Origin of the sequence: Cohnella abietis, from assembly GCF_004295585.1 — a bacterium.
GTDB lineage: Bacteria > Bacillota > Bacilli > Paenibacillales > Paenibacillaceae > Cohnella > Cohnella abietis.
In genome coordinates this window covers 5,391,148-5,416,691 of the sequence record NZ_AP019400.1, presented here as the reverse complement: position 1 = coordinate 5,416,691, position 25,544 = coordinate 5,391,148, and the positions used below count along the sequence as shown (strand labels likewise).

The window sequence follows — 25,544 nt, the reverse complement described above, 5'->3', positions numbered from 1 at the left end:
TTTTACATCTCAAATAATGAGCTGTCACTTTGCTGAAAAAAGGCCTTTTAACTAATTCCCCCTTGTTCTCAAGCCTAGCTAATTAATGCCCATTTCCTTAGCTTTAGCATTCACTTCTCGGATCATCTTATCTAGACCCTTAGCCTTATAGCTGTTAATGATATCATTCCAAATGACCTCGACTGGAAGCTTACTGATCATAACCCTGATCATATCTTCACTGTCGAAGAGTGTGAAACCGTCCTTTGTCGGAGTCGACATCTGCGTTAAACGATTATCGTATTCCTGTTTGCTTGTCATGCTCATGGAATAATTAATAAACTCCTGCTGCGCTTCATGAGCTTCCGCAGAAATACCGGCGAAATCCTCACTAAGCTTAAACATGCCATCCCAATGCAGCAAATTAGCAAGCGATGAGAAGGGTTTATACTTCGTTAGTACGCTATCTGTAGGGTCAATAACAGTTATCTTATTGTTACTTTTAGTGTAATCAACATCCTTCATACCAAATCGTCTCATTTCCAGAAACTCTGGCGAGTTCATGTAGTCGAATAGCTGCAAAATACGGTTCATTTTCTTATCGTCGACTTTCGCTGATATATAGCTTTCGGACCAGAAGGTTCTAAAAATAGCGTGGTAACGGTTGCCGTCCATAGATTTTAAAGGCTTTAGTATTTTAATTTTATCGTAAAATGCATTCTCGTCAGGATGAATCTTGAGCCATCTCTCTTTGTAAATGTTAATGTCGATAGCCTGAAACGAACCACCCGCGGTAATCAATGCCGCAGCCTCGCCCTGAGCGAATTTATCTCTTCCCATATCCCCTCGAGTAATCGGAAGATCAGGATCTATTAAACCAGAAGTATAGAAATCTCTAAGCAATTTCAAGGACTCAATAGAATTTTTGGAGAAAACCGCTGGGATATACTTTCCATCTTCCTTAATCCATTTAAAATCGTTCCCACTCCCATCGCTTGTTGCAGCGGGAGAGCTGTACAGCCAGAATAGTCCACCAAGCAGTAAATTTCCTACGCTCGTAATGCCGGTTATATTTTTGTTTTCAGGGTCTTGGTCAACAATGGCTTTAAGCATAGCTCTGAACTCTTCCCAGGTCTCAGGCTCTTTAGTAATGCCTGCTTTCTGAGCAAGATCCCATCTATAGAATACCATCCTGTCGAATAGATTATAGTCAGTGCTGTCATAGGTTTGCCGTGGGATAAAATAAAGCTGATCATCGTCCTTAAGATCTTGATATTCAGGAGTAGACAAATACTGTTGAAGATAAGGGTATGCCGACAAGTCATTCGGGAGTGATTTGATCACGCCACGATCTCTCCAATTTCTATAATACTGAGAGTTGACCGCATCAACAGAAAATATATCGGGTAGCTGGCCAGAAGAAGCCCACATCTGAATTTGTTGAACATAATTCGCTCCCGTAATGGTGATCGGTTTGATTGTAATGTTAAGTTTATTTTCCAGTTGATCAATTAACGGGTCCTCTTTAGTCATGTTTTCAGCAAGATCCCATAGCGCGACAGAAATCTCCATATGCTCCGAATAAGGTGAAGGTTCTTCTTTGATAATTGATTCACTCGGTAGTTCATTCGTAATAACGGGCTTGCTGCAGCTAACTGTTATGGATGTAAGTAACAAGATTACAGCTAGGGGAGGGGCAAATAGTGCCTTTATTCTTATCATGAGCGATCCTCCGAATGTGGCTTGGAATGTACCTTGCGCGCTTCTGGCTTATCTTGGTTTCTATATTGTTTAGGAGTTAGCTGCACGTGCTTCTTGAATAATCTTATAAAGTAGAAATAATCTCTGAACCCAATTTGATCTGCAATTTCACCAATGGTTAGACCCGTGGACCGAAGTAGACCTTTGGCTTCCTGCAGGCGTACTGTAGTGAGATACTCGGTGAATGTAACATCTAATTCTCTTTTGAACAGCTGGCTTAAATAGTTTGGATTCAAATAAAAGTTTTTTGAAATGCTTTGAATGGAAATATCATTTCGGTAATGCTCATTAATATATTTGATGACCTCTCTTAAGCTTGCGTTATACGTTTTACTTTCGTTTTGTAAGCTATCTGACTTTTCGAGGTCTTTAATAAGCTTCTTCAAGCTCTCAATCATGGATTCGAAGCTATGAAAGAGAGTATTAAGCTGCTCCTTGCTGAAAATATACTCCTCCTTCGGAGAGCTCGAATGATCAGTAGAGGCATAGAAGGTTACAATGTTATGAATTTTAAGAGCGTCTAGAATGCTCAGACTTTGTTTATTTTCCACAATCAGCATTTCGTCGAGCTTAGCCTGTAATAGGGCAGAGTCTTTATTGGAAATGGCTTTTTCTAGCTGCTTCATCATTTGATGGGCTTTATCGTCTTTTATGTCGTCATGATCTATAAATACATTCTTACGACCGTGGATGAAGAAATCCCAAGCTTTAATTGTAGCTTTCTCCATGCTTTTCATTATGCTGTTCATATTTCGTGCAGCTTGAGCAATACCGATCCCTTGAATGCCTTCGGGAATAAGAGAAGCATCCGTGCTTAGCATAGAGTCTAGGTTGGGGCATTGAACAATATAGCCGCTTCTTGCGCTCCCGATATTAATCGCTATATATTTCGCGTTCTCATTAAAGCACAATTTTCCTTTTCCAATAGAGACAACGACATGAAGAGCTTCGGCCGTTAATCCTTCTTCGGATAAAATAGTAAGGAATGTCGACTGGGAATTATCGGTTGTGTATTCTTCGAATAGCTCAAGTAAATAGCTCTCTCGCTTTTGTTTGATCTCTTCAACCGCTTTGGAGGCGGTATTGAGCAGCATATCAATTTCATAATCGTCAAACGGTTTAAGGCAATAGCCTAACACGCCGTAATTCAAAGATTTCTGTACATACGCAAATTCGGCATAACCGCTAATGACAATGATCTGAATGGTACTGTCTAGCTCCTTAATTTTCTTAATAAGCTCTAAGCCGGAAATACCAGGCATCCGAATATCTGTGAATACAACATGAGGCTTTAATTCTTTGACCAGTTGAAGGGCTTTAACGCCGTTGTTCGCTTTCCCAGCTACGTAGAAGCCCGACTTCTTCCAATCAATACCGGCTTCGAGACTTTTTAAAACAAGACTTTCATCATCCACAAGCAGCACTTTATACATGTTGGTTACCTCCTGGTGGATTGAAGGCGCTGGGCATTGACAAGGTTATACAGGTTCCTTTGCCTAATACACTTTCAAACTTTAGGCCATAGGCAGGTCCAAAGGCCAATCGAAGTCTATTGTGAACGTTTATTATCCCGATACTTCCACTTTCAGTGTAATAGCTGCGATCAAGGCTTGTTGAGGCCGAATTATCATAAAGCTTATTTTGAATCTCGAGTAGTTTGTCTTCTTCGACTCCAGTCCCATCGTCTGCTATCTTAATGACAAGAGTGTTATTCTCGTTGATTGTTCCACTAATCGTTAACATTCCATAAGTCTCTTTAGGCTCAAGCCCATGGAAAATGGCATTCTCAACGATAGGCTGAAGGATCATCTTCATTACCGGAACGTTTAGTGATTCCTCGGTGAAGTCATAGGTTACATCAAACCGTCCTTCAAAGCGTATAAGCTGAAGAAAAACATAGGATTTGACCGCATTGAGCTCTTGCTCGAGAGAGACATAACCTGAACCCTTGATACTGTAATGAAAAAGCTTCCCAAGTGCTTTTGTCATATCCACGATTTTATGAGCCTCGACGTCAAGCGCAACTCCCTTAATCGATTCCAAAGTATTGTACAAGAAGTGAGGATTGATCTGACTCCGTAAGTAAGCTGTTGCTGCCTTCTCCTTCTCGATCTCTGCTTCTAGAAGGTCGGTCGTTGTCTCCACAAGCTTATGGGTAAGATTGTTGATTTCACCAAGCATTCCATTTAGCTTCTCGGCTACAACGGTCATTTCGATGTTTCCTTCAAGCCGCAGGTTCATTTTTAAATCTCTAATATCACCTGATTTAATGCTGTTGATGAATTTTACGAGAATCTGTATCGGGTGGAGAATATTGTTGATAATCATCGCAAAGGGTAATGCCATAAGAATGAGGGCCAAGATTACGATTAAAATACTTCTAGTACGCACGGACGTCAGCTCTTCTAGAAGTGCCTCTTCAGGAACGAAGCTAAGGATGGAAGCTTGAATCTGATCTAGATTTTGAATCTGGATAGCACCTTTAATTCCTCCGATATAATCGGTCGTTTGCTGCTTATAATTCGGTTCATGGCTTAAAGCACTAATATTTCTTGCAATATCCGGAGAATGGGTATCTGGGAACACTTCTCCGAATCGGTCTATCATGTAGAAGCCAATGCCAGGCTGAGAATTGGAGGCGTCGTTATCGAAATACATAGAAGCAACATTTACGATTACGGCGATATAACCAATCTTAACTCCGTCGGTTCCATCATTCATATTGTTCGAGAACATATTCTGGGCAAATACCATGCTGGTTAGCAGGTTGTTGCTATAGCTAAATTTTTCAAATCCGCTGACATAAACCGAATTACTATTCTTTATTTCTGACTCCAATTGCTGCACATACCCGACACCGCCGTTGAGACTATACCTCGTGCCGTTCGTTCCGATAAGGACGATATCCTCGAAACCCTTCCTGCCTGCTTTAAGCGAAATAATTTTCCTATCTAATTCTTTGCCCATTTCATAGGAAATGCTTTGATCGTTCTGTACCATGAATTTCTGCACGGTAGGGTCAAAGCCGAGATTAAGCATGATTTGACTAATCTCATCGTATTTTTGCGCAATTCCAAGCTTAAACTTGCGAATCGTATCTTCCGAATATTGATTATTGTTTTTAATAACAATTTTAGAGGTCTGGGTATAAAGGGAGAAAATAATCGCTAGCATAATGACCAGAATACATGTAACCGCTATCATAATTTGCGTTCTTATGCGTAGTCGCTTAAGAAATCCCATAATAGAACCACCTTCTACGTAGTTAAGCGATGATGCTGCGTCATTCGCAATGTGATGAGCTTTCATTATATCATCATCTTTTTTAACATAAGCGTTCAAATGCACATTACTAACTTTAATCCATTTTTATATAACTAGAAGACATACTTAACGACAGATAAATAGATTATGCCTGGCTGAATTTTCCCCACGTATAGGGATGAGGCTGGGAGAAGGGGGATGCGATACACCTAACATCTATCCATTTCTACCTAACTAAGGAACATACTTTATGCCAAATAAATTATCTATACTGGCTCTTGTAACCAAACAATTCATAGGGGGAATTTAATCGTGAACAAAAAAAGAAAAGCATTCGGATCTTTATTACTTGCTTCTATGTTAACGCTTTCAATGTTGTCGGGTTGCGGAAAATCAAATACGGCAGAACCGTCTTCTGCTTCACCTTCCGAGAAAGCATCGGCTCCTGCAACCGAAAGCGCTTCAACTGAAGCTTCCACGCTTAGTGGCAAGGTTGTTTTCTGGTCCATGTGGAGCAATGCGGAGCCTCAGGCTAAAGTCATCGACGAAGCTATTGCTGACTTTAAGGCTGCCAATCCTGCAGTAGAAGTAGAGATTAAGTATAACGGACGCGATATTAACAAGCTTATTAAACCAGCATTGGAAAGCGGACAGCAGATTGATATTTTCGAACAAGATCCTTCGGCTGCACTTGCTAATCTTAAGGATCATGTGCTTAAGCTAGATGATTTGCTTGCTGAGCAGGCAATTGGGGATGACGGTAAGTCAGTTAAAGACTCTATTATTCCTTCTCTCATTGAATGGGTCAAATCTCTTTCTGGACCAGCGGGTCTGGAAGAAGGATACTATGCTATTCCACAGCAGCCTTACGCCGTTCTATTCTTCTATAACAAAGAGTTATTCAATAAAGCGGGCATTACGGAAGTGCCTACATCATGGGAACAATTCCTAGCTGCTTGTGAGTCGCTTAAGCAAGCAGGTATTGAGCCTATTACATTCGATGATGCTTACCGCAGTTTATTTTCAGGCGGATATTTGGCAAGTGCAATGGGAAGCGACTGGACAGATAGCCTAGTCAAAGATAAAACAGGTGAAATGTGGAAGGATCCGATCGTGCTCCAGTTCGCTAAAGATATTCAGAACCTGCACGAAAAAGGTTATTTCTCCAAAAAAATCGCAGGAAATAAATATCCAGCTGGACAACAGGATTTGGCTATAGGTAAGGTCGCTATGTATTTGAACGGTAGCTGGTTGCCTAATGAGGTTGCCGAAACTGCTGGACCGAACTTCCAATGGGGCTCATTCCAGTTCCCGACTGTTCCGAATGGCAATGATAAAGGCGGCCAGCAAGGACTTACTTTTGGTGCACAGGGACTTCTCTTAAACAAGAAAAGCAAAAATGTTCCGGCAGCATTCGAGCTTGTTAAATACTTGGTAAGTAAGAAAACACAAGCAGCTATGGGTACGCAAGCCGTTGCTATTCCGGCTACTGTTGATACGAAATGGCCAGCACCATTAGAGGAAGCGGCAATTGCATTCAATAACGCGAAGGTTAATTTACCTTGGGGCTTCGGTATGGAAAATGCAGGTGATTTCTCATCAGGAACGGTATTCCCTGTGTTCATGGAATTGGCAACCGGTAAAATCAATGCTGATCAGTATGTAGCTAAAATGGTTACGGAAGCTAAAAAGTTCTATTCAGGTAAATAAACGATTTGTAGGTTAACTCACAAAAGGAGTGCGGCGGATAAGTGAATCGCTGCACTCAAATTTTATTATTGGAGCTACCGTCAGTATGTTGATGAATGATTCGGAGGTGTCGTCATGAGGTTCAAAAAATCTGTTATTGCGTTATTTTTATTACCCGCTGTTCTGATCTACCTCTGTATATTTCTCTATCCGACCCTACGGACGTTTGCGATGAGTTTTTATAATATTCCTTCATTATCAAGCAAGTTTAAAGAATGGGAGTTCAAAGGCATTCAGAATTATGCTGATCTGATCCATAATTCTTACTTTGTTAAATCGGTATGGAATGTACTAGGGATATGGGCGATTGGAGGGGCATTAATATTTGGTATTGCTTTTCTATTTGCTATTATTCTAACCTCGGGTGTCCGTGGAAAAAATTTCTGGAGATCGCTTATCTTCCTGCCGAATACCGTTTCGGTAGTCGTGCTATCGACCGTTTGGCTGCAGTACATTTTTAATTCTAATTATGGCTTACTAACTACCGTATTTAATCGCCTAGGTCTTACGGCGCTCGCCAATATACAGTGGACTGACAATGAGCATATCTATTTCTCGATGATCATTGCGTTTAGCTTCGGTTCAATCGGATATTTCATGCTTATTCTGAATGCGGGAATTGATAGAATTCCAAGTGATTATTACGAAGCGGCTACGCTTGACGGAGCGAGTGTGTGGATTAAATTTTTCAAAATTACGATGCCGCTCTTACGTGATGTTTTCCGGACGACTCTTGTCTTATGGACGATTACTGCATTTAATTTCTTTGTATGGTCGGCGACCTTCGGGCTGGATGATCCTCACACAGTTACACCTGGGTTTTATATGTATCAGAAGGTATTCGGTAAAGGGACTAGTATCTACTCGGGGGAAGTCCTTAACGTTGGATCTGGAGCAAGCGTAGGTATTATTATTACGGTAGCTATTCTGCTTGTAACTATGCTTATCAATCGGGTGTTCTCGAAAGACCGTTTAGAATATTAAGTTGGAGGGGAAATCATGCGGAATTATAGTGTAAAAAAACGAAAAAATAAATGGCCAGCGTACATTCCTCTATATGCATGGTTAATATTTTCCATTATTCTATTTGGGTGGGTTATTCTAGCATCTTTAAGTACAACTAGAGAAATATTTACAAATTCGCTGCTCGCTAGCGGCCCCAAATTTTCTAACTATATTGATTTATTTAAGAACCAGGCTATGGGACGCTACTTCATGAATAGCGTAATTTATACCGTTGCTTCCTGCATAGGAATCGTTGTTGTTGCTGCACCTGCAGCGTACATTCTAGGACGGGTGCCATTCAGAGGTAGGTTTCTGGTAAGTGCGATGTTCGTATCAGCGCTTGCTATACCGGGAGTGTTGATTTCTATACCCTTGTTTTCACTTTTCGTAGAGTTGAAGCTTACAGGCTCAATATCGACTCTAGTTCTCATTTACATTTTTACGAACGTACCTTTTGGTGTGTTTTTTCTAACGAGCTTCTTTTCCTCCATTCCTAAGGAATTCGAGGAGTCTGCTGCGATGGACGGCTGTGGGCCAATTAAGACATTCATTAAGATCATATTACCTGTTGCGCAGCCAGGTCTAATTACTTTATCGATCTTTAATTTCTTGGGAGTGTGGAATGAATATTTCTATGCTCTCATTTTTGCGAACGATCCAGGCACGCGTACATTAGCCTTATCTCTTCAATCTATCGTGTATGGCTATTCCAATACGGGCAATTACGGAGGGATTTTTGCAGCTTGTATGGTCGTTTTCCTACCAAGCTTCATCGTTTATTTATTCGTATCGAAGAAGATTATGTCCGGGATAACGGTTGGCTCAGTTAAAGGATAACTAACAAGGAGTTGAAGTGACAGATGAGCGTATATAGGTCAATACTAACGATAGAAGGCACCAAATTAGAAGGGGAAAACCCTCTTCCGATGTTTCGGAACAGAAACTACCATAGAGAGGTAGTGGAGAATGGGAGCTTTACTCCAGAGCTTAAGAAGGGTCTCGGTGAAAATACGGGCGAGAGATATTTACCCTATCGGATTCAGGATCGATATACTAGAGAACGTAAAAACATCGAATTAGAAACCGTTGTCCTTGAAAATGAAAACTTAATAGCGGTATTTCTGCCGGAATACGGCGGAAGATTGTATTCGCTTAAGGATAAGAAAACAGACAGGGAAATCTTGTACAAGAACCCTGTGCTTCAGCCTGCCAATCTTGCTATCCTCAATGCTTGGTTTTCTGGAGGGATTGAGTGGAATATCGGGCATGTTGGACATACGTATACGACTAGCTCTTCCGTTCATACGGCCAAGCTTCTTGATGATAATGGAAATGAGTATATACGAATATACGAATATGAACGCTGTAAAAATATTTTCTGGCACATTGATTTCCATCTACCTACGGGAGCAGAGCAACTTCAAATTTACGTCCGCATAATTAATGATAATAGCAGTCCAGTTCCGATGTATTGGTGGACGAATATTGCAGTAGAGGAAACGGCGAAGTCACGGGTTTTCTCCTCAACTAACGAAGCTATCTATATTGAGAATGGGCTTAATGGCTATGGCGTCGGCCAATTGCCTTATTTGCCTTCAGTACCGAATGCCGATGCTTCTTATACAATGAATTTCCCTTTCTCGAGCGAATACTTTTTCCAAACTGCCGCTTCTTACAAAGCTCCTTGGGAGGCTGTGGCCTATGAGGATGGGAGAATGTTTTTCGAGCGTTCTACTTCATTATTGCGATATCGGAAAATGTTCTGCTGGGGCAATCATGCCGGTGGGAGACGTTGGTGCGACTTCCTAGCTAAGCCTGGCGAAGGAAACTATGTAGAAGTGCAGGGTGGGTTTGCTCCGACACAGATTCATGGTCTTGAGATGCCAGCAAATACAGTGTGGGATTTTACGCAAATGATTGGTGTAACCCAAGTGGATACGGACTTAGCTTATGAAAGTAACTGGGATTCCGCCAACGATTATATTGAGAAGCATATCGATAGTACCCTTAATGAAGATGAGGTTTATGCGATTCATGAGAGATTACAGTCCCTTGCGGAACGCACGCCAACCGATTTGTTGCATACGGGATCAGGTTGGGGAGCGCTAGAAAGAATTCGGAGGGAGAAAGAGGAAGGAAGATCAGTACCATTAGGCTTCGAATTTACAGATTCGAGTCTTGGTGCACCTCAGCATCCATGGTTAGTGCTTCTACGCGAAGGACACATTCCGGAAAGTGATATTAATGATATTCCGCAATCCTGGATGGTTCAGGACGAGTGGAAGCAATTGGTGGAGAAAAGTCTTGAGCTTGAGAGCAACAGTTCTTGGTCTGCCCTTAATTATTACGGTGTTATGCTGTATGAGAAGGGGCTAGAGGAGCAAGCAATAGAGGCGTGGGAAGCTTCTCTGAGAAAAGCACCATCTGCTTGGGTTTATCGTAATCTAGCCGAGGTGAAGAAGCACAAAGGAGATACGGAAAGTGCGCTGAGCCTATTGGAGCAAGCTTACCTCGTATCGAACAGCTTCCCGGATAGAGCTTTTGCAGAAGAGTATCTCAATTTATTGATTCAAAATAAAGAGTATGAGAAGGCTTGGAGCATCTACGAGTACTTGCCTGCTGAGTTCGCTAAGGGAGAGCGCATTCAGATTATCGTAGGGGCAGCGGCGCTTCATCTGGGTAATGAAGAATTCATGAACAAGCTGTTTACCTCCGAATTCGCGGTTATACGCGAAGGGGAAGTGTTAATCATTGAGCTATGGTATAAGTATCATGCCATGAAGATCGCTAATGAGAGGAATGTACCGCTAACTCAGGAGCTTATTGACGAAGCTACAGTGAGATTCCCTCCTCCGAACAATATCGACTTTAGGATGATTGGCTCTTAATGTAGGATGTGCGGATTGGCTGGGTGAACGAAGCGCAGGGTGTGGAATGTCGCATCTTGCTCTCGTTCACTCAGCTTTTTTTGTTATGGCTAGTTTTAAGACCTGCCAACGAGTGCAAAAATAGCAATTTGCGACGATGGCGGGGAGTTTCCAGATGGTGGAGCGATTAAAGTAGCAAAATGCGACGATGACGAGGAGTTTCTTGGGAATGGAGTCGTCAAAGTAGCAAATTGCAACGATGGTGAGGAGTTTCAGGGGAATGAAGCCATCAAAGTAGCAAAATGCGACGATGGCGAGGGGTGCTCGGATAAGGAGGCATCAAAGTAGCAATTTGCGACGATGGCGAGGTGTTTCTCGGAAATGTTGCCGTCAAAGTAGCAAATTGCGACGATGGTGAGGAGATTCACGGAGAAGAAGCCGTCAAAGTAGCAATTTGCGACAATGGCGGGGTGTTTCTCCGAGACGGAGCGATCAAAGTAGCATTTTGCGACGATGGCGAGGAGTTTCTCGGATATGGTGCCATCAAAGTAGCAATTTGCGACGATGGCGAGGAGTTTCTCGGAAATGATGCCATCAAAGTAGCGTTTTGCGACGATGGAGACGAGTTTCTCGGATATGGAGCGATCAAAGTAGCAATTTGCGACGATGGCGAGGTATTTCTCGGAGATGATGCCACCAAAGTAGCAAATTGCGACGATGGCGAGGTATTACTCGGAGGAGGAGCCGTCAAAGTAGCAATTTGCGACGATGGTGAGGTATTGGTGGACGAGTAGTGGGAATTTAGCGCGCTGGAAGCAGGTGAATAGGAAGAAGCACCTATGAAGAGGCACGAATAAAGGAAGATGTGGAGTGTGTAACTATAACGAAGTATACTTAGATTGCATTACCTATATCGTAAAGGGACTAACCGCTAAGGCCGTTAAGGGGTGAGCGAAATTAATGAAAAACCTTCTGATTACCGGCTATCGTGCCCACGAGCTTAGTATTTTCGATCAGAAGCATAAAGGGATTACATATATTAAAAAAGCGATTACTTCAAAGCTCATTCCCCTCGTTGAAGAAGGACTAGAGTGGGTTATTACTCCGGGACAGTATGGCGTGGACTTATGGGCGTGTGAGGCCGTCATCGCATTAAAGGAGCAATATCCGCATTTGAAATTATCCATTATTACTGCGTTTCTTAACCAGGAAGAGAAGTGGAAGGACGATAAAAAGATCTACTATGAAGAGATCTTAAAAGGTGTTGATTATTATGGCTCCGTCAGTAAACAGCCTTATAGCGGCGCATGGCAATTTACTTCGAGGGACGATCTGTTGCTGAGAAAAACAGAAGGTATTCTCTTGATCTATGATGAGGATGCGGGCGAGGGAAGCCCCAGATTCATGAAGGAGAAGGCTCTTAAGAAGCATTCGGCGGATGGCTATCGTTTTATAAGCATTAGTGCTGAGGATATCCAAAGCACAGCTAATGAAGAGGAATTTAGTGGTTTTGATTAATCTGAAGCAGACAAAGAAACTTATCCTTATGAATGGTTGCTCAACACCTCCATTTTGCAAAGGGTAGGTTTTTTTGTGGACTTTTTCTTTCCTCAATCGATGAAATAAAGAGGTGAAGTATCTCCTGTAGAAGCGACAGTGTCTGCCTTCGAAAGCAACAGTAATATAACACTGGCTTTTCATAATATTGAACATAGTCGCGAGATCAGAGCAGTCATATGATATAGTGAAAGGGTTATCATAATAATGAATTAATTTAACAAAAATGGTAGTCGAGGCGGCTGATTAATTCATGCTCAAGAGGCTTAATAAGATGAATTTAATTCAAAAATTAATTGTTTTTTTTATTCTGCTGATCGTTATTCCTGTCTTGCTCGCCTATTGGATTGTCTCCGTCAAGGTTGCGAAGATTACCGAGGGTCAGATGGGAGATACGTTGTTTCAGCTTGTCAAAACAAGCCATCATACGTTGGATCGCGATATTGTGTCTGTAGACGGGGCTACTGAGAGGCTCATGATCTCTCCTGAGACTCGGCAAATGTTCGATATGACTCCGATGTCAGAGTACGATCATCTTCAGAAGTACCTTGTGCTGGATAAGCTGTTAACTAACTACTCCAAGAACTTGGTTAATTATTCAGTATTCATTCCCCAGATTACAAATGAGTTTCCATTCGCACCTCCTTCGGACGTGAAGGCGAACGGGGTGTTTTTTTCATGTGACATCTCATCATCGAGCTGGTTTCAGGATGCTCTTAATGCGAAAGGAACTGGCATAATCAGAATTATGAATCGGACGGGCGACAACCGTGCTGGGATTAAGACGGCAGCATACATAAGGTCTATGAACAATTACCTGGACGATAACTCACCGAAAGGTGTTCTGGTTATGACGGGTCTAGATGAATTGATGCGGAAGGACCTAGAAACGCTTAAGATTCCGAAGGATGGACAAATTGTTCTATTGAACAAAGGTAATATTGTGCTAGCCAATACTTCAAACATTGAAATTGGTTCAACATTTAAGCTGCCTCAAACGATATTCCGGTCAACGGAAGGGGTATTTATAGACCGAGAGGAAGGGAAATCTTGGTTATACGCGATTAATTCAAGCACTAATAGTGGGACTAAGCTATTATTCAAAATTCCGATAAGCTCTATTATTGGCGAGCATGAGGCTATGAGAGAGCTGGTTAATTACCTTATGATCGTATATTTCTGTATTTTATTAATAGCGATCCTTTATTTTCTCAGACACATTCTAAGCCCTCTATCTCGATTAGCCAGATTAAGCCGTTCGTTCGAGCCTGGAAGGCCACTAACGAATGAATACATGGTGAATCGTAAGGACGAAATTGGCCTTTTAAATAATGCATTCTTTGATATGACGAAGCGACTTAACCAAACGATTCATGACAAGTATGAGCTTGAGCTCAAGCATAAAGAAGCAGAGCTGACTATTCTACATTCTCAGATTAATCCCCATTTGCTTTACAACACGCTTGAATCTATTTTCTGGCGAACATCAATTGAAGGAAATACGGAATCAGCCGAAATGATCCGCGATCTCTCGTTGCTTATGCGCATCGGCTTAAGTCGGGGAAAAACCTTAATCCCTATTTCGGAAGAGCTGAATCACATTGAAGCCTATTTGAGACTACAGTTAAAAAGAAACAACTATTCCTTCGCCATTCACTGGGAAATCGAGGAAGAAACCAAATCATATCTTATTCCTAAAGTCGTTCTTCAGCCCCTAGTAGAAAACTCTATCATTCATGGCATTCGCAAGATGGAGAAGGACGGACAGCTATGGATTAAGATTAATATGGTTGAAAATAAAATTATGATATTGATTGAGGATAACGGGTACAAGGCAGTAAATTTGAGTAAATTGAACGACATTCTGAAGGGGACGTTACCTGATGAAGGCTATGGCATGATCAATGTTAACAAAAGAATCAAGCTTCATTTTGGAGAACATTATGGATTAAGCTTCGAGCACCGGTCAGAAGGTGGAACAAGGGTCATTCTGATTATTGCAGCAACATCTTCAGATGAAATCTAACAATAGGAACCAGGGGGCGACACTATGTATAACGTTCTGGTCGTGGATGATGAATTAATGATCTGTACAGGCGTAGCTACATTATTAATGAACGCCGATATGAATATAGGGGAAGTGTTCGTAGCTAGCAACGGATTCGAGGCGCTAGATTATATCCGTTTGGAGAAAATTGATTTAATGATTACAGATATCCAGATGGATTTAATGAGCGGAATTGAATTAATAGAAACATTGTTTACTGAAAACCCCATGATTCCCGTAGTTGTCTTGTCGGCTCATGGAGAATTTGAATACGCACAGAAAGCATTACGATTTGGTGTAAAAGAATACATTGTGAAGCCGGTCATCCCTGGAGAGCTACTTAGAGTGACCAGGACTCTCTTGCTGGAGAGAGACACTCAAATGCGCTCCTTAACGGATGCGTCCTTTAATCAGAAGTTTTCCTTCGAGGACATGAGCACGAACCGAAACCATATTTTGAACGAGCTTATCTCTGAAGGGTTTAACGAAGCTGAAGTAGATGAGGTATTCCAATATTTGGGGTATGAGTTCAATGGACCATACTACTGCATGCTGGTCATCAAGCTTAATTTAATCAAGGCGGGTTTGCTGGAAAATGATATCAATTCTTTTCGCGACCGTAATTTACTAAGATATGCCTCGTTAAATGTAATTGAGGAAACGTTAGAAAAATGGGAGAGCATCGTTTTCTATAGCGGCAGCAATGCCATCTCGGTTGTTCTTCAGTTCACGCAGGAAGAGATGAATAATCCGACCCCGTTTAATGAACAGACTATGATTGCCCAACTACTCCACAACAATCTTCTCCAATTCATTAATACCAAAAGCGTTATCGGGATCAGCCGCATTAAACAAGGAGTTAAGAGCTGGGTGGACATTTCCCGAGAGGCCAACGAAGCAATTAAGTGGGGCGAGGTTCACAAGGATTACCACGTGTTTTACATTGAGGATTTCGGCAAGCGTGAAGGTCCGTTAACAGATGTAGGAGCATCTGTTACGAGCCGAGTGATGGAGGATAACAATTCCTTTATTCTAAGCGCCAAGCAGTTTATTGATGGTCATTTTCGCCAGAAAGGCTTAAAGCTGCAAGAGATTGCCGAGTTTGTATGTTTAAGCCCTAATTACTTGAGCTACTTATTTAAGAAAATCGTGGGCATTAATCTTTGGGATTACGTAACCAAGCTAAGAATGGAGGAAGGCAAGAGATTAATCCTCACGACTGATATGCGCAGATACGAAATTGCGGATGAGATTGGATACGAAACACCTGAGCACTTCAGTAAAATTTTCAAAAAGCATTATGGAATCAATCCTTCCGAAGTGAAAAATTAAGCATACGATTTGACCTGGTAATCATAATTTATCCCTTTGTTATCCATATATCACACATCGAAATGGAACTTATTGGGGCTTTATAATAAAGCTGTAAGAAAAAAACGATACCGTGAGAGGGGATATAAAAAAATGAAAAAAAGCTTTCTGATTAGCATGCTAGCACTAGTTATTGTTCTGGCAGGCTGCGGAAGTAACAAGAATTCAACTAACAATGTTCAACCGAGCGACTCATCTCCATCAGCACAAGCTTCTAATCCATCGGAGGGAGCTACAACGGAACCAGCGCCAACTAACAAAGATCCTATCAGTATAGAAGTCTATGCACCCGCAGCGGATAAGACACAAGAAATTAAAGCCTTGGACGAAAAAATTAAACGCTTTACAGCAAAATATCCCAACATATCAGTTACACAGAAGCTATGGAAATATGAGAACACAGGGATTGCAATTAAGATGGCATCCAACAGTGCACAGACCGAATTTACTACCTGGGCAACAGAAGGCAAGCTTCTATCAGGTAAGAAGTGGATTGCGGACTTGACCGAACAGCTAGCCAAATGGCCGTACGCTAAGGACCTGAATAGTGTCGCATTGGCTCCGTTCTTAATAGAAGGCAAGACTTATGGTATTCCAATTGATGCTTACTCGATGACTATCACGATTAACAAAAAGATATTTAGGGATAAAGGAGTTCCATTGCCACCTCTTGATTGGACTTGGGATGATCTTCTATCTGCAGCCAAAGCTGTTAATGATCCGGCAAAAGGAATTGCGGGATTCGTCCCTATGGGGGTAAACACGGAAGGCGGCTGGAACTGGACTAACTTCTTATACTCGGCAGGCGGTGATATTGAGACTGTAGCAGACGGAAAGGTTACCGCTGCCTTTAACTCCGAAGCAGGATTAACGGCTTTGAAATTCTACAAGGATTTGAAGGATGCTAATGTCATACCGAAAAACTGGGCATTAGGCTATGGAGAAGCACTAGCTTTATTTAACCAAGGACGTGGCGCAATGGTCATGTGCGGAGCTGCTAATGCTCTTGACGGAGCAATTAATCAAGGTGGAATTGATAAAGATGACGTCGTATTGTATCCGATTCCTTCCTTAACCAAGGGTGGGAAGCACATCGGTGTAGCCGGTGGTAACTATAAGGTTATCAATGCTTTGGCAAAGCCGGAGCAGCAGCAAGCCGCATTTGATTTTGTAGTAGATGAATACTTTACAGACGCTTATCTGGATGCTGTTGATGCACAAATTACATCACAAAAAACAGAAAATAAAATCTATGTTCCGCAGCTCATTAACTACTGGAATGACAGCTCCGAATATGGCAAGAAATATGAAGAGATCCTTGCTAAGCATGAAAATGTTTACAAATTCTCTCCTGAATTAAGCACATTGCTTGTGCCCAAATTAGAAGCGAGCTACGAGACACAAGCCTTTTATCTAGAAATGTCAAACGTTATTCAAAAAGTATTCACTAGCAAAGGCGATATCGATCTTAAGAAACTGCTAGATGATGCGGCTGAGAAACTTCAAAAGGCGACTTTCGATAAAGTGAAAATATTGTAATCGTATCTCAAGCGGGATAGTGAAAGGGGTCTATGCTGATACCAGTATTAGACCCCTTTTCCTTCTTGCTAGCTGATGAAGCTTTAAGCTTGACACATAGGATCGGGAGTGAGAATGATGGAGCTAGAACTAGAACCTCCAGTTGTTAGATCGGGATTGAGCAGGAAAACGCGGTGGTATTTTTGGGGATTACTATTTTTGCTTCCGGAAATCATCATCTTTTTCATATTTCTATGGATGCCGATATTTAAAGGAATTATGTATAGCTTCTATAACGTGGATTTTGTAAGCGGAAACTCCTTTGTTGGTTGGCAAAATTTCAAAGAGGTGCTGAGCAATCCAGATTATTATACAGCCATCAAAAATACCTTGGTGTACATGGGGCTTGCGGCGCTGATCGGGTTTTGGGTTCCTATAGCTATGGCCATCGCGGTGTCTGAGCTGAAATGGTTTCAAGGCTCTGCACGCATCGTGGGCTATCTTCCGAGTATAATACCCGCAATCGTATTATATGGAATGTGGCAGTGGTTTTTCGATGCAGTGGGTCCGATTAACTCATTCTTCAATTATTTGGGTTTACCGGATTTTGATTTCTATAGCAAGGAGCATGCGGTATTTTCTCTTATTATTTTGGAAACGTGGCAAAATTTCGGTAGTGCGACCCTGATCTATATCGCGGGACTTGCAGCTATACCCAAGGATCTATATGAAGCATCGGAATTGGATGGGGCCGGCGTATGGGCGCGGATTCGATATATTACGCTTCCTAGTATAAAAAATCTGATCTTACTTCTTCTCGTGCTGCAACTGATTGCAACATCTCAAGCCTTCCAATCTCAATTGCTAATGTTTGGAGGAGGCCCGGATAATGCCACACTAACGTATCTTCTGCTTACGACTAGGGAGGCATTCACTTTCATGAACTTCGGTAAGGCTAGTGCTATGGGAGTGATCATGTTCGCCTTCTTACTTGTCTTCTCCATTATCACGATCAAAATCAGACGTGGAGGCGACGAGGCATGAAGACGACCCGAGATCGCGCAATTATGTCCCGATATGACTTTAGAAAACCAGGAATAAAAATCACATATGGCTTTATGGTATTGTGCATCTTCCTTATTTCTCTTTCTATGCTATATCCGTTTGTCAATACATTTCTAAATTCCCTGAAGTCGACTAAAGAGTTTTTCACGTTCCCTGCACCGTTCTTTCCAAGTAAATTTTTATGGGCCAACTATAAGGAATCATTGTCGGTTCTAAATATTGCGTTATATTTTAAGAATACTTTATTTATTTTTCTCGGAAATTCATTATTCTCCTTAACCTTCATTGGGATGGCGGCTTTCAGTCTGTCGCATCTGAGAGTTCCGATGAAGAAGTGGATTACGTTATATTTTTTATCTACTCTATTAATTCCTGCGAATTCTTATTTAATTCCTAATTTTCTAAACCTGAAGGGCTTAGGGTTATTGAATAGTTATTGGGCTTACTGGTTGCCTGCGGGTGCGAACGCATTTTTCCTACTGTTGCTGAAAAATTTCTTTGACGGTATCCATAAGGAGCTGTTGGAGTCTGCAAGGATAGATGGTGCATCGGAGTTTAGGAGTTTCGCGAACATTGCTATTCCTCTATCCGTTCCTATTCTAATTACATTAATTTTGCTCGGATTTTCGACGACCTGGAACGATTTTTACTGGTCAAGCTTGGTCATGAATGAAGACAAGTTGCCTTTGGCGGCCGCCATCTATACGAAAGTTATGTATACGGGCTCGACGATCAACTGGAACATTCGGTTTGCCATTCTGACGATGACGTTAATACCACCTGCCGTTCTTTTCTTATTTTTCCAGAAGTATATTATTAGCGGTTTAAGTGTTGGCGCGGTTAAAGGGTAAGTTTGATTGGCTGAGAGAATAGTTTGAAGAAAAACATCCTGATAGTGGGGGTGTTTTTTTGATGATTCTAAGTATTCCTATATACTGATAACGAGGGATACAGACGAAGCTGCTAGGAAGAAGGGATAATTATGCTGTTCTATGCAATTGCGATAATCGTTGTTTTGGCTGACCAAATTTCTAAAATTCTAATACGTCTCTACATTAATATTGGCGATGATTTCTTATTATGGGGAGTGCGGCTTACTCACTATGAGAATAGCGGTATGGCAGGAAGCTCATTTCAAGGCTATGGAAGACTTTTTGGGGTTATAGCCGTTCTATTCGTTATTGGGGTGCTTTATTATCGCAGAAAAGGAGAACTGGGGGGAGCAATCCTTAGTAGCAGCATGGGGTTTTTAGTCGGAGGAGCGATTGGGAATGGGATTGATCGCCTGTTGTTTGGACAAGTGACAGATTTTATCATCCGCGCTGGCGGTATTCTAAACTTTGCCGATCATGCTATTGAGATCGGTGTGGTATTGCTCATTTGCCATGGTGCGGTTCAGTTTGGCAGGAGAATATTCGCTAGGTTACGGGTGTGATGGGCCGAACGGAAGCCGGGTCGCGTCTATGGTAGCAAAATGCGACGATGACGAGCCAACCGGAAGCCGGGTCGCGCCTATAGTAGCAAAATGCGACAATGACGGGCGAAACAGGAGCTGAGTCACGCCCATAGTAGCAAAATGCGACAATGACGTGCGGAACCGAAACCAACCCCCGCCCATAGTAGCAAAATGCGACGATGACGAGCCGAACCGAAGCCAACCTCACTCATAGTAGCAAAACACGACAATGACGGGCGATACCAAAGTGGTGTCTATACTAGGAAGATTGGAGCGGGTATACTAAATTTTCGAGCAACGGGGCGGGGGATAGGTATGAGGGCTGGAAGAGATTGATTAGTCGAAGGGATACGGAATTTTTGAGCAACGAAGCTGTAAGAGGCTAATTAGGCACAATTGCTTGAGATACTAGAAATGAATAAGAAATTTTCGAGCAACAGAGCTGGTTATGTGGAGGGGATAGGTACGATTGGTGATAAGTAGTTGGTAGGGGGCAGTCCCGTGGGTCATAGACCTTGAGGAACTGCCCCCTATTTAGCTATGGGAATCTAGTTACACGACCTGAGGAACGGTTAATCCAAGCCCTTCCGCGATACGTGTGCCGTACTCTGGATCGGCTTTATAGAAGTGACCAATTTGACGGAGTTTGATTTCGTCTTTTTCTACGGGTTTGATTGCTCCGACAATGGCTTCAACTAGACGGGTACGTTCATCCTCGCTAAGTAGACGGTATAAATCGCCCGCTTGCGTATAGTGATCATGATGATCGTAAGCTACACTATCCGCTTCACCGGATACAGCGTAGGCTGCAGGCTTATTCTGTGCAGATTCGGTCGGGCCGCTGAAGCTATTAGGCTCGTAATAGACAGAGCTTCCCCCATTGCTGTCGGAACGCATTTGCCCATCGCGCTGATAATTGTTTACTTCGGCTTGCGGTCGGTTGATTGGCAGAGAATTGTGGTTAGCGCCAACCCGATAACGATGTGCATCGGAGTAGGCGAACAGACGACCTTGCAGCATTTTATCCGGTGAAGCTTCAATGCCAGGCACGAATGCTCCAGGAGAGAAAGTAGCTTGCTCAACCTCCGCAAAATAGTTTTCCGGATTTCTGTTCAGCACCATGCGACCGACTTCGATTAATGGGTAGTCTTTCTGTGACCATACCTTTGAGACATCGAAGGGGTCAAAGCGATAAGTATTTGCATCCTCTAACGGCATAATTTGCACGGAAAGCTTCCATGCTGGAAAGTCGCCATTCGCAATAGCATTGAACAAATCCTCTGTATGATAATCCGGATTTTCGCCCGCAAGCTTAGCCGCAAGCTCGACATCTAGATTCTTAACGCCCTGCTCTGTTTTGAAGTGATATTTTACCCAAACAGCTTCTCCTTCGGCATTAACCCACTTAAAGGTATGGCTACCAAAGCCATGCATATGCCTGAGAGTAGCCGGAATCCCTCGATCTGACATCAATATCGTAACTTGGTGCAAGGATTCAGGGGAGAGGGACCAGAAATCCCAAACGGCATTAGGGTTTTTCAAATGGGTTTGAGGATGGCGCTTCTGTGTATGGATAAAGTCGGGAAACTTAATGGCATCACGAATGAAGAATACAGGTGTATTATTGCCGACTAAATCATAGTTTCCTTCCTCAGTGTAGAATTTCACAGCAAATCCGCGAGGATCACGAACGGTATCTGCCGAACCAAGCTCTCCCGCAACAGTCGAGAAACGGATGAACAAAGGGGTGCGTTTGCCTATTTCAGAAAGGAAGCTGGCCTTCGAATAGTTTGATAGATCTTGGGTAACTTCAAAGTAACCGTGAGCTCCTGCACCCTTCGCATGAACAACACGTTCTGGAACACGTTCTCTGTTAAAATGAGCTAATTTCTCTAGTAGATGAACATCCTGGATCAGTGTCGGTCCTCGTGAGCCAGCTGTTATTGAATTTTGGTTGTCCCCGACAGGAGCCCCCCAGCTAGTCGTCAATTTTTTGTTCTCGTCACTCATAACAGAAACACTCCTTAATGAAAGTTTTGAAAACATCACCTATTTAGAATTATTCTAAAAACCATTAAAATATGCTGTCCAATATATAGCAGCCTGCTGTAATGTATAGAACAAACGGTAGAATAGCTTAATAATAAATGATTAACATTGACTTGGAATTTAATGTAACCTTATGGAGGGGAAGAACGTTAATTAGATGAGCATATTGGAACGCACAATAAGGAGGTATTATAGTTGGGCAACGATTTTTATAGGAAATTAGGTGCTACATTTCTAGTTATTGCAGCTATCATATATGCATTTGAGCGGGTTGGCTGGCGAATAGCTTTCGCTATTGAAGCTAACAGTGGCAACGGAGTTGCTTCTCCAGTCCATACTGGCTTCTTTGATAATCTATTCGTTCCTGTGTTCAGTCTTGTTGGCATTATCCTTTTCGTATATGGGTTCCCAGGAAAGAAGGAATAGGAGTATAAGTAGGGGGAGGGGCAAAAGAAATTATGTCGATCAGTAGGCTTGTAATGTACCAATCCACTAAACTGGTAAAAATTGTTATCCTTTGCTCCCTAGCGTTAGGAAGCACCTTGTATACGTCCACTCAAACGCAAGCCCAATCTCTTGCTGCTAACGTTAAGAAGGAGGAGGCAAGCTCAACCTCATCGTCCACACGATTAACTGGCGGCCCCATCCTGAACCGTGAGGATGCAATTGCTCGTGCAAAGCTGCTGCTGCCGCTCATACCGGAGGGAGCAGAGGTTGACAATGTTACAAAAGGAATCGCTAATTACAAGTCGTGGAATATAGGGTTTGTCACACCGGAAACAGACGATAATGGGAGAAGGCTACACTCTGTTAACATTGAGCTGAGAGAGTCGGATGGTAAGCTTATGGAATTTCAAGCTTCCAAATGGTCCGGAATTACAGATACTAAAGAATGGGATTTCAGCACTCCTAGCAAAATTGATATAGAAACTGCCGCAACCATCGCGAAGAATTTTGCTGAGAACCAGCCTTGGAAGCTTGATGCCCAGTGGGTCATCAATCCTGCAAGGGAATCAGAGTACAGCACAAGAACGAATGACAAATCACAATATAAATTTAGGTTTAATAGACTAGTGAACGGAATCCGCACTGGTCCATATGGATTCAATGAATTTTCTATATTTGTTGATCGTACAAGTGGTGAAGTAACCTCCTATCAAGTCAACTGGCATGCGCTAGATTTTGCCGATCCCAAAGGTATTATCTCTAAGGAGACTGCTCAAAGTATTATTTTAGATAACTCCTTACCCTTCCTCTTTAGGTTGGATGAGGAGAAGGAGTTTCCGTTATTGTATTCAATAAATGACCGAGTCTTGGATGCGAAAACAGGTAAATTCCCTAAGAATTATAACAACGAGCCTGTGTCAACAATACCAACTGGATTCAAACCAAAGCTGAAGCAGGAACAAGCCAAACGACTGCTGCTATCGATGTACGATGTTGAGCTTCAATATTTCCCAACGGGGAATAACAAGGCTGAGTTATTTTATCATCTAATTGTTAAGCCATCAGTTCCCCTTTTCTATACGGGATCGGCTCCTTTTCTCGATTCCAACACAGGAAAGTGGCTGAATTTGGCGGGAGACACTGTAGCAGATCCGGTTCCGGCAAATAACGGCTGGGTTTATGATCTTGTAGCTTCGCCTAAGCGAATCAAATATGCTGCCGCTGTTGTGCTAGATGGACAGCTGATTCCGTTGAAGGCAGAACCTATTATTGAGAAAAATGAAGTGCTTATTCCGTTTCGTGAGCTACTTAAAGCAATGCAAGCCAATGTGACTTGGAATTCAGGTAAAAAGCTTGTGACTGCAACGACTGTGACCAAGAAGGTGCAACTGACAATCGGTAGCAAAACAGCCTATATTAATGGAAAATCGGCAAAGCTTACAGTACCTGCTCGGATGATTAATAAAAGTACCGTCGTTCCCGCTCGATTTTTAGCGGAAGCACTAGGAGCTACAGTGACATGGAATGCAGAATCAAAACTCTTACTCATTAATACTAAGAAACAAGAGCCACCTACCAAGGATGAGCTCAAGCAGCTTCGTCTTAAAGCCCAATTAAACTGGGAAGCTTTATTGAAATAAGCATATGCTATGTGAAGAAAAGCCCTTTGAGGAATACTCCAAAGGGCTTTCTTTGCAATTCAATAATAGTTACAGTATACTGTAACTATTACACTTTACTGTAACGTGTGAAATAATAAAAACATCATTCTAATAAATATCCATCATGCACTCAGGAAGGGTGAGAAGAAGTGAATCATTACACCGCGAAGCAAATCGCTGAAATGCTGCAAAACGAAGATTCACAAATGAATCTAAGGACGGTCAGATACTACACACAAATTGGTGTTATCCCAGCGCTGGAGCTTGTCGGGAATAAAAGGGTTTATACCGATAATCACCTTCATTATTTTCGCGCCATACTTACTTTGTCTAGAAGTGGAGAAACCTTGGCGACTATCCAAGAGAAGCTTCAAGGACGGCCCATGGAGGAAATCATCAGCATTGGTGAGAAGCTCCCCTTGTATCAATCAGACCAACTACTCCAGCATGAAACGCATGTTATCAATGAGGATGTCATTATTTCCATAAGCTCTCGAATTGCTCCTGAGCTGAGGACCAGAGTGATCGACACCGTTACCCAGCTTATGGCGGGAGGGGGAAACCAATGATATCGGTTAGGCTGGCCAAATCTCAGCTTGAGAATGAAGAGGGTATGAATCATCTTTGGATCCACTTAGAGGCAATTGGTCAGGTTGAGAATGCGCGAATACGTATTAATCTTCCTCAAGGGATTTATCGCCGCCGAAATCTCAGTCACTTTCATGAGGATGACTCCGGAGAAATTATCATTTATGAGCCGTCCACTCCAGATGATATTTACATGGAGATTTTTACTAGCGAGGCGATTAAATGTGAGAGGACGACCATAGAGCTCACGTTATTTTATACGGAAAATGGGGCTCCCAACCAAGTCCAGCAATGTGTAACACTCGACGTAGTGGATGAGAACGAGATGAATAATGTGGTCGTGGATGAAGAAGTCGTAACCCGAATCAAAGAGCTTCCATTGCTTGATGACGAAAGCGAGCAACAGAGGCTCAGTGATTCTTTAAAGCCAAAAGTATGGAAAATCAATGCTAGCCCATCATCAGATTTGGAGAAAAAGTACCGGATAGAGGGATAAGGAGTGAGACTTGATGAATCTAGTGCCTTATGTCGTGGAGAATACCGCTAAGGGCGAGCGTGCCTACGATATATACTCTCGGATGCTGCAGGATCGGATCATTTTTCTATCTGGAGAAATTTCTGATGCAGTAGCCAATACGGTAATTGCCCAGATTCTTTATTTAGATGCTGATGATTCTGACAAGGACATCAAGCTGTATATTAACAGCCCTGGGGGATCAATATCTGCTGGAATGGGAATCTATGATGCCATGCAATATGTTAAAGCAGATGTCAGTACGCTTTGTATGGGGATGGCCGCATCGATGGGGGCTTTCCTTCTGTCCAGCGGGACTAGAGGGAAACGCTTCGGATTGTTGAATAGTGAAATCATGATTCATCAACCGCTCGGTGGGGTGCAAGGGCAGGCATCAGATATACAAATCCGGGCAAAAAGAATTATTCAATTACGGCACAAATTAAACGAGCTTCTGGCCAAGCAAACCGGTCAGTCTATTGAGCAGATCGCCAAGGATACAGATCGAGATTACTTCATGTCTGCGCAAGAGGCAGTTAGCTACGGTCTAATTGATGCGGTTCTTACTAGTCAGCAATAACGATGCTCTAGTCGGCGCGCAACATAGTAATCAACAAAGGAGAGCCCCTCTTGCGGGAGCTCTCCT

General features: G+C 42.4%; 21 protein-coding genes. 17 read left to right on the top strand and 4 right to left on the bottom strand.

Going from position 1 to position 25,544, the window contains the following annotated elements; translation table 11 throughout:
* Positions 1 to 78 precede the first annotated feature (78 nt).
* Genes KCTCHS21_RS23975 through KCTCHS21_RS23965 form a run of 3 tightly spaced genes read right to left on the bottom strand, consistent with a single transcriptional unit; the run spans position 79 to position 5,049 of the window.
* A complete protein-coding gene (locus tag KCTCHS21_RS23975; RefSeq protein ID WP_130614127.1) occupies positions 79 to 1,701 on the bottom strand; it encodes an extracellular solute-binding protein in 1,623 nt (540 codons plus the stop codon).
* On the bottom strand, positions 1,698 to 3,173 hold the full coding sequence (locus tag KCTCHS21_RS23970; RefSeq protein ID WP_130614124.1) for a response regulator transcription factor: 1,476 nt from the start codon (positions 3,171 to 3,173) through the stop codon (positions 1,698 to 1,700). Before KCTCHS21_RS23970 ends, KCTCHS21_RS23975 begins: the two co-directional genes overlap by 4 nt.
* A complete protein-coding gene (locus tag KCTCHS21_RS23965; RefSeq protein WP_130614122.1) occupies positions 3,166 to 5,049 on the bottom strand; it encodes a sensor histidine kinase in 1,884 nt (627 codons plus the stop codon). The genes KCTCHS21_RS23970 and KCTCHS21_RS23965 overlap by 8 nt, the downstream gene beginning before the upstream one ends.
* A 267-nt stretch (positions 5,050 to 5,316) precedes the next feature.
* Between KCTCHS21_RS23965 and KCTCHS21_RS23960 the strand changes: the two genes are divergently transcribed.
* The 12 genes from KCTCHS21_RS23960 (at position 5,317) to KCTCHS21_RS23905 (ending at position 19,618) form a co-directional block, all read left to right on the top strand.
* Positions 5,317 to 6,714 (top strand): ABC transporter substrate-binding protein, encoded by a 1,398-nt coding sequence (locus tag KCTCHS21_RS23960; protein ID WP_130614120.1) that lies wholly within the window; start codon positions 5,317 to 5,319, stop codon positions 6,712 to 6,714.
* A 114-nt stretch (positions 6,715 to 6,828) separates the two neighbouring features.
* On the top strand, positions 6,829 to 7,737 hold the full coding sequence (locus KCTCHS21_RS23955; protein WP_130614118.1) for a carbohydrate ABC transporter permease: 909 nt from the start codon (positions 6,829 to 6,831) through the stop codon (positions 7,735 to 7,737).
* Between the two features lie 15 nt (positions 7,738 to 7,752).
* Positions 7,753 to 8,595, top strand: coding sequence for a carbohydrate ABC transporter permease (locus KCTCHS21_RS23950; RefSeq protein WP_130614116.1), 843 nt, complete (start codon positions 7,753 to 7,755; stop codon positions 8,593 to 8,595).
* Positions 8,596 to 8,618: 23 nt separating this feature from the next.
* Entirely contained in the window at positions 8,619 to 10,646 is a 2,028-nt protein-coding gene (locus KCTCHS21_RS23945) for a DUF5107 domain-containing protein (protein WP_130614114.1), read from the top strand.
* A 347-nt stretch (positions 10,647 to 10,993) separates the two neighbouring features.
* Positions 10,994 to 11,419, top strand: a complete 426-nt coding sequence (locus KCTCHS21_RS23940) for a hypothetical protein (RefSeq protein ID WP_130614112.1) — start codon at positions 10,994 to 10,996, stop codon at positions 11,417 to 11,419.
* 166 nt (positions 11,420 to 11,585) lie between these two features.
* Positions 11,586 to 12,143, top strand: a complete 558-nt coding sequence (locus tag KCTCHS21_RS23935; protein WP_130614110.1) for an SLOG family protein — start codon at positions 11,586 to 11,588, stop codon at positions 12,141 to 12,143.
* 313 nt (positions 12,144 to 12,456) lie between these two features.
* Positions 12,457 to 14,208 (top strand): cache domain-containing sensor histidine kinase, encoded by a 1,752-nt coding sequence (locus KCTCHS21_RS23930; protein WP_157994112.1) that lies wholly within the window; start codon positions 12,457 to 12,459, stop codon positions 14,206 to 14,208.
* 24 nt (positions 14,209 to 14,232) lie between these two features.
* On the top strand, positions 14,233 to 15,561 hold the full coding sequence (locus tag KCTCHS21_RS23925) for a response regulator (protein ID WP_130614106.1): 1,329 nt from the start codon (positions 14,233 to 14,235) through the stop codon (positions 15,559 to 15,561).
* Between the two features lie 132 nt (positions 15,562 to 15,693).
* On the top strand, positions 15,694 to 17,139 hold the full coding sequence (locus tag KCTCHS21_RS23920) for an ABC transporter substrate-binding protein (RefSeq protein ID WP_130614104.1): 1,446 nt from the start codon (positions 15,694 to 15,696) through the stop codon (positions 17,137 to 17,139).
* Between the two features lie 156 nt (positions 17,140 to 17,295).
* Positions 17,296 to 18,162, top strand: a complete 867-nt coding sequence (locus KCTCHS21_RS23915; protein ID WP_232057943.1) for a carbohydrate ABC transporter permease — start codon at positions 17,296 to 17,298, stop codon at positions 18,160 to 18,162.
* Positions 18,159 to 19,034, top strand: a complete 876-nt coding sequence (locus tag KCTCHS21_RS23910; protein WP_130614100.1) for a carbohydrate ABC transporter permease — start codon at positions 18,159 to 18,161, stop codon at positions 19,032 to 19,034. Before KCTCHS21_RS23915 ends, KCTCHS21_RS23910 begins: the two co-directional genes overlap by 4 nt.
* Positions 19,035 to 19,165: 131 nt before the next feature.
* Positions 19,166 to 19,618, top strand: coding sequence for a signal peptidase II (locus KCTCHS21_RS23905; RefSeq protein ID WP_130614098.1), 453 nt, complete (start codon positions 19,166 to 19,168; stop codon positions 19,616 to 19,618).
* A gap of 573 nt (positions 19,619 to 20,191) precedes the next feature.
* Here KCTCHS21_RS23905 and katA read toward each other — a convergent pair.
* Positions 20,192 to 21,649 carry a catalase KatA gene (gene katA, locus KCTCHS21_RS23900; RefSeq protein WP_130614096.1) on the bottom strand — a complete coding sequence of 486 codons (1,458 nt, stop codon included), beginning with the start codon at positions 21,647 to 21,649 and terminating at the stop codon, positions 20,192 to 20,194.
* 234 nt (positions 21,650 to 21,883) lie between these two features.
* On the opposite strand from katA, the gene KCTCHS21_RS23895 reads away from it, so the two are divergent.
* The 5 genes from KCTCHS21_RS23895 (at position 21,884) to clpP (ending at position 25,478) form a co-directional block, all read left to right on the top strand.
* A complete protein-coding gene (locus KCTCHS21_RS23895) occupies positions 21,884 to 22,114 on the top strand; it encodes a hypothetical protein (protein WP_130614094.1) in 231 nt (76 codons plus the stop codon).
* Positions 22,115 to 22,146: 32 nt separating this feature from the next.
* The gene (locus tag KCTCHS21_RS23890; RefSeq protein WP_130614092.1) at positions 22,147 to 23,775 is read left to right on the top strand and encodes a stalk domain-containing protein; all 1,629 of its coding nucleotides are present in this window, start codon (positions 22,147 to 22,149) and stop codon (positions 23,773 to 23,775) included.
* A gap of 170 nt (positions 23,776 to 23,945) precedes the next feature.
* A complete protein-coding gene (locus KCTCHS21_RS23885) occupies positions 23,946 to 24,365 on the top strand; it encodes a MerR family transcriptional regulator (protein WP_179952637.1) in 420 nt (139 codons plus the stop codon).
* Positions 24,362 to 24,880 carry a hypothetical protein gene (locus tag KCTCHS21_RS23880; RefSeq protein WP_130614090.1) on the top strand — a complete coding sequence of 173 codons (519 nt, stop codon included), beginning with the start codon at positions 24,362 to 24,364 and terminating at the stop codon, positions 24,878 to 24,880. Before KCTCHS21_RS23885 ends, KCTCHS21_RS23880 begins: the two co-directional genes overlap by 4 nt.
* Positions 24,881 to 24,893: 13 nt before the next feature.
* Positions 24,894 to 25,478 (top strand): ATP-dependent Clp endopeptidase proteolytic subunit ClpP, encoded by a 585-nt coding sequence (gene clpP / locus KCTCHS21_RS23875; protein WP_130614087.1) that lies wholly within the window; start codon positions 24,894 to 24,896, stop codon positions 25,476 to 25,478.
* Positions 25,479 to 25,544: the final 66 nt, after the last annotated feature.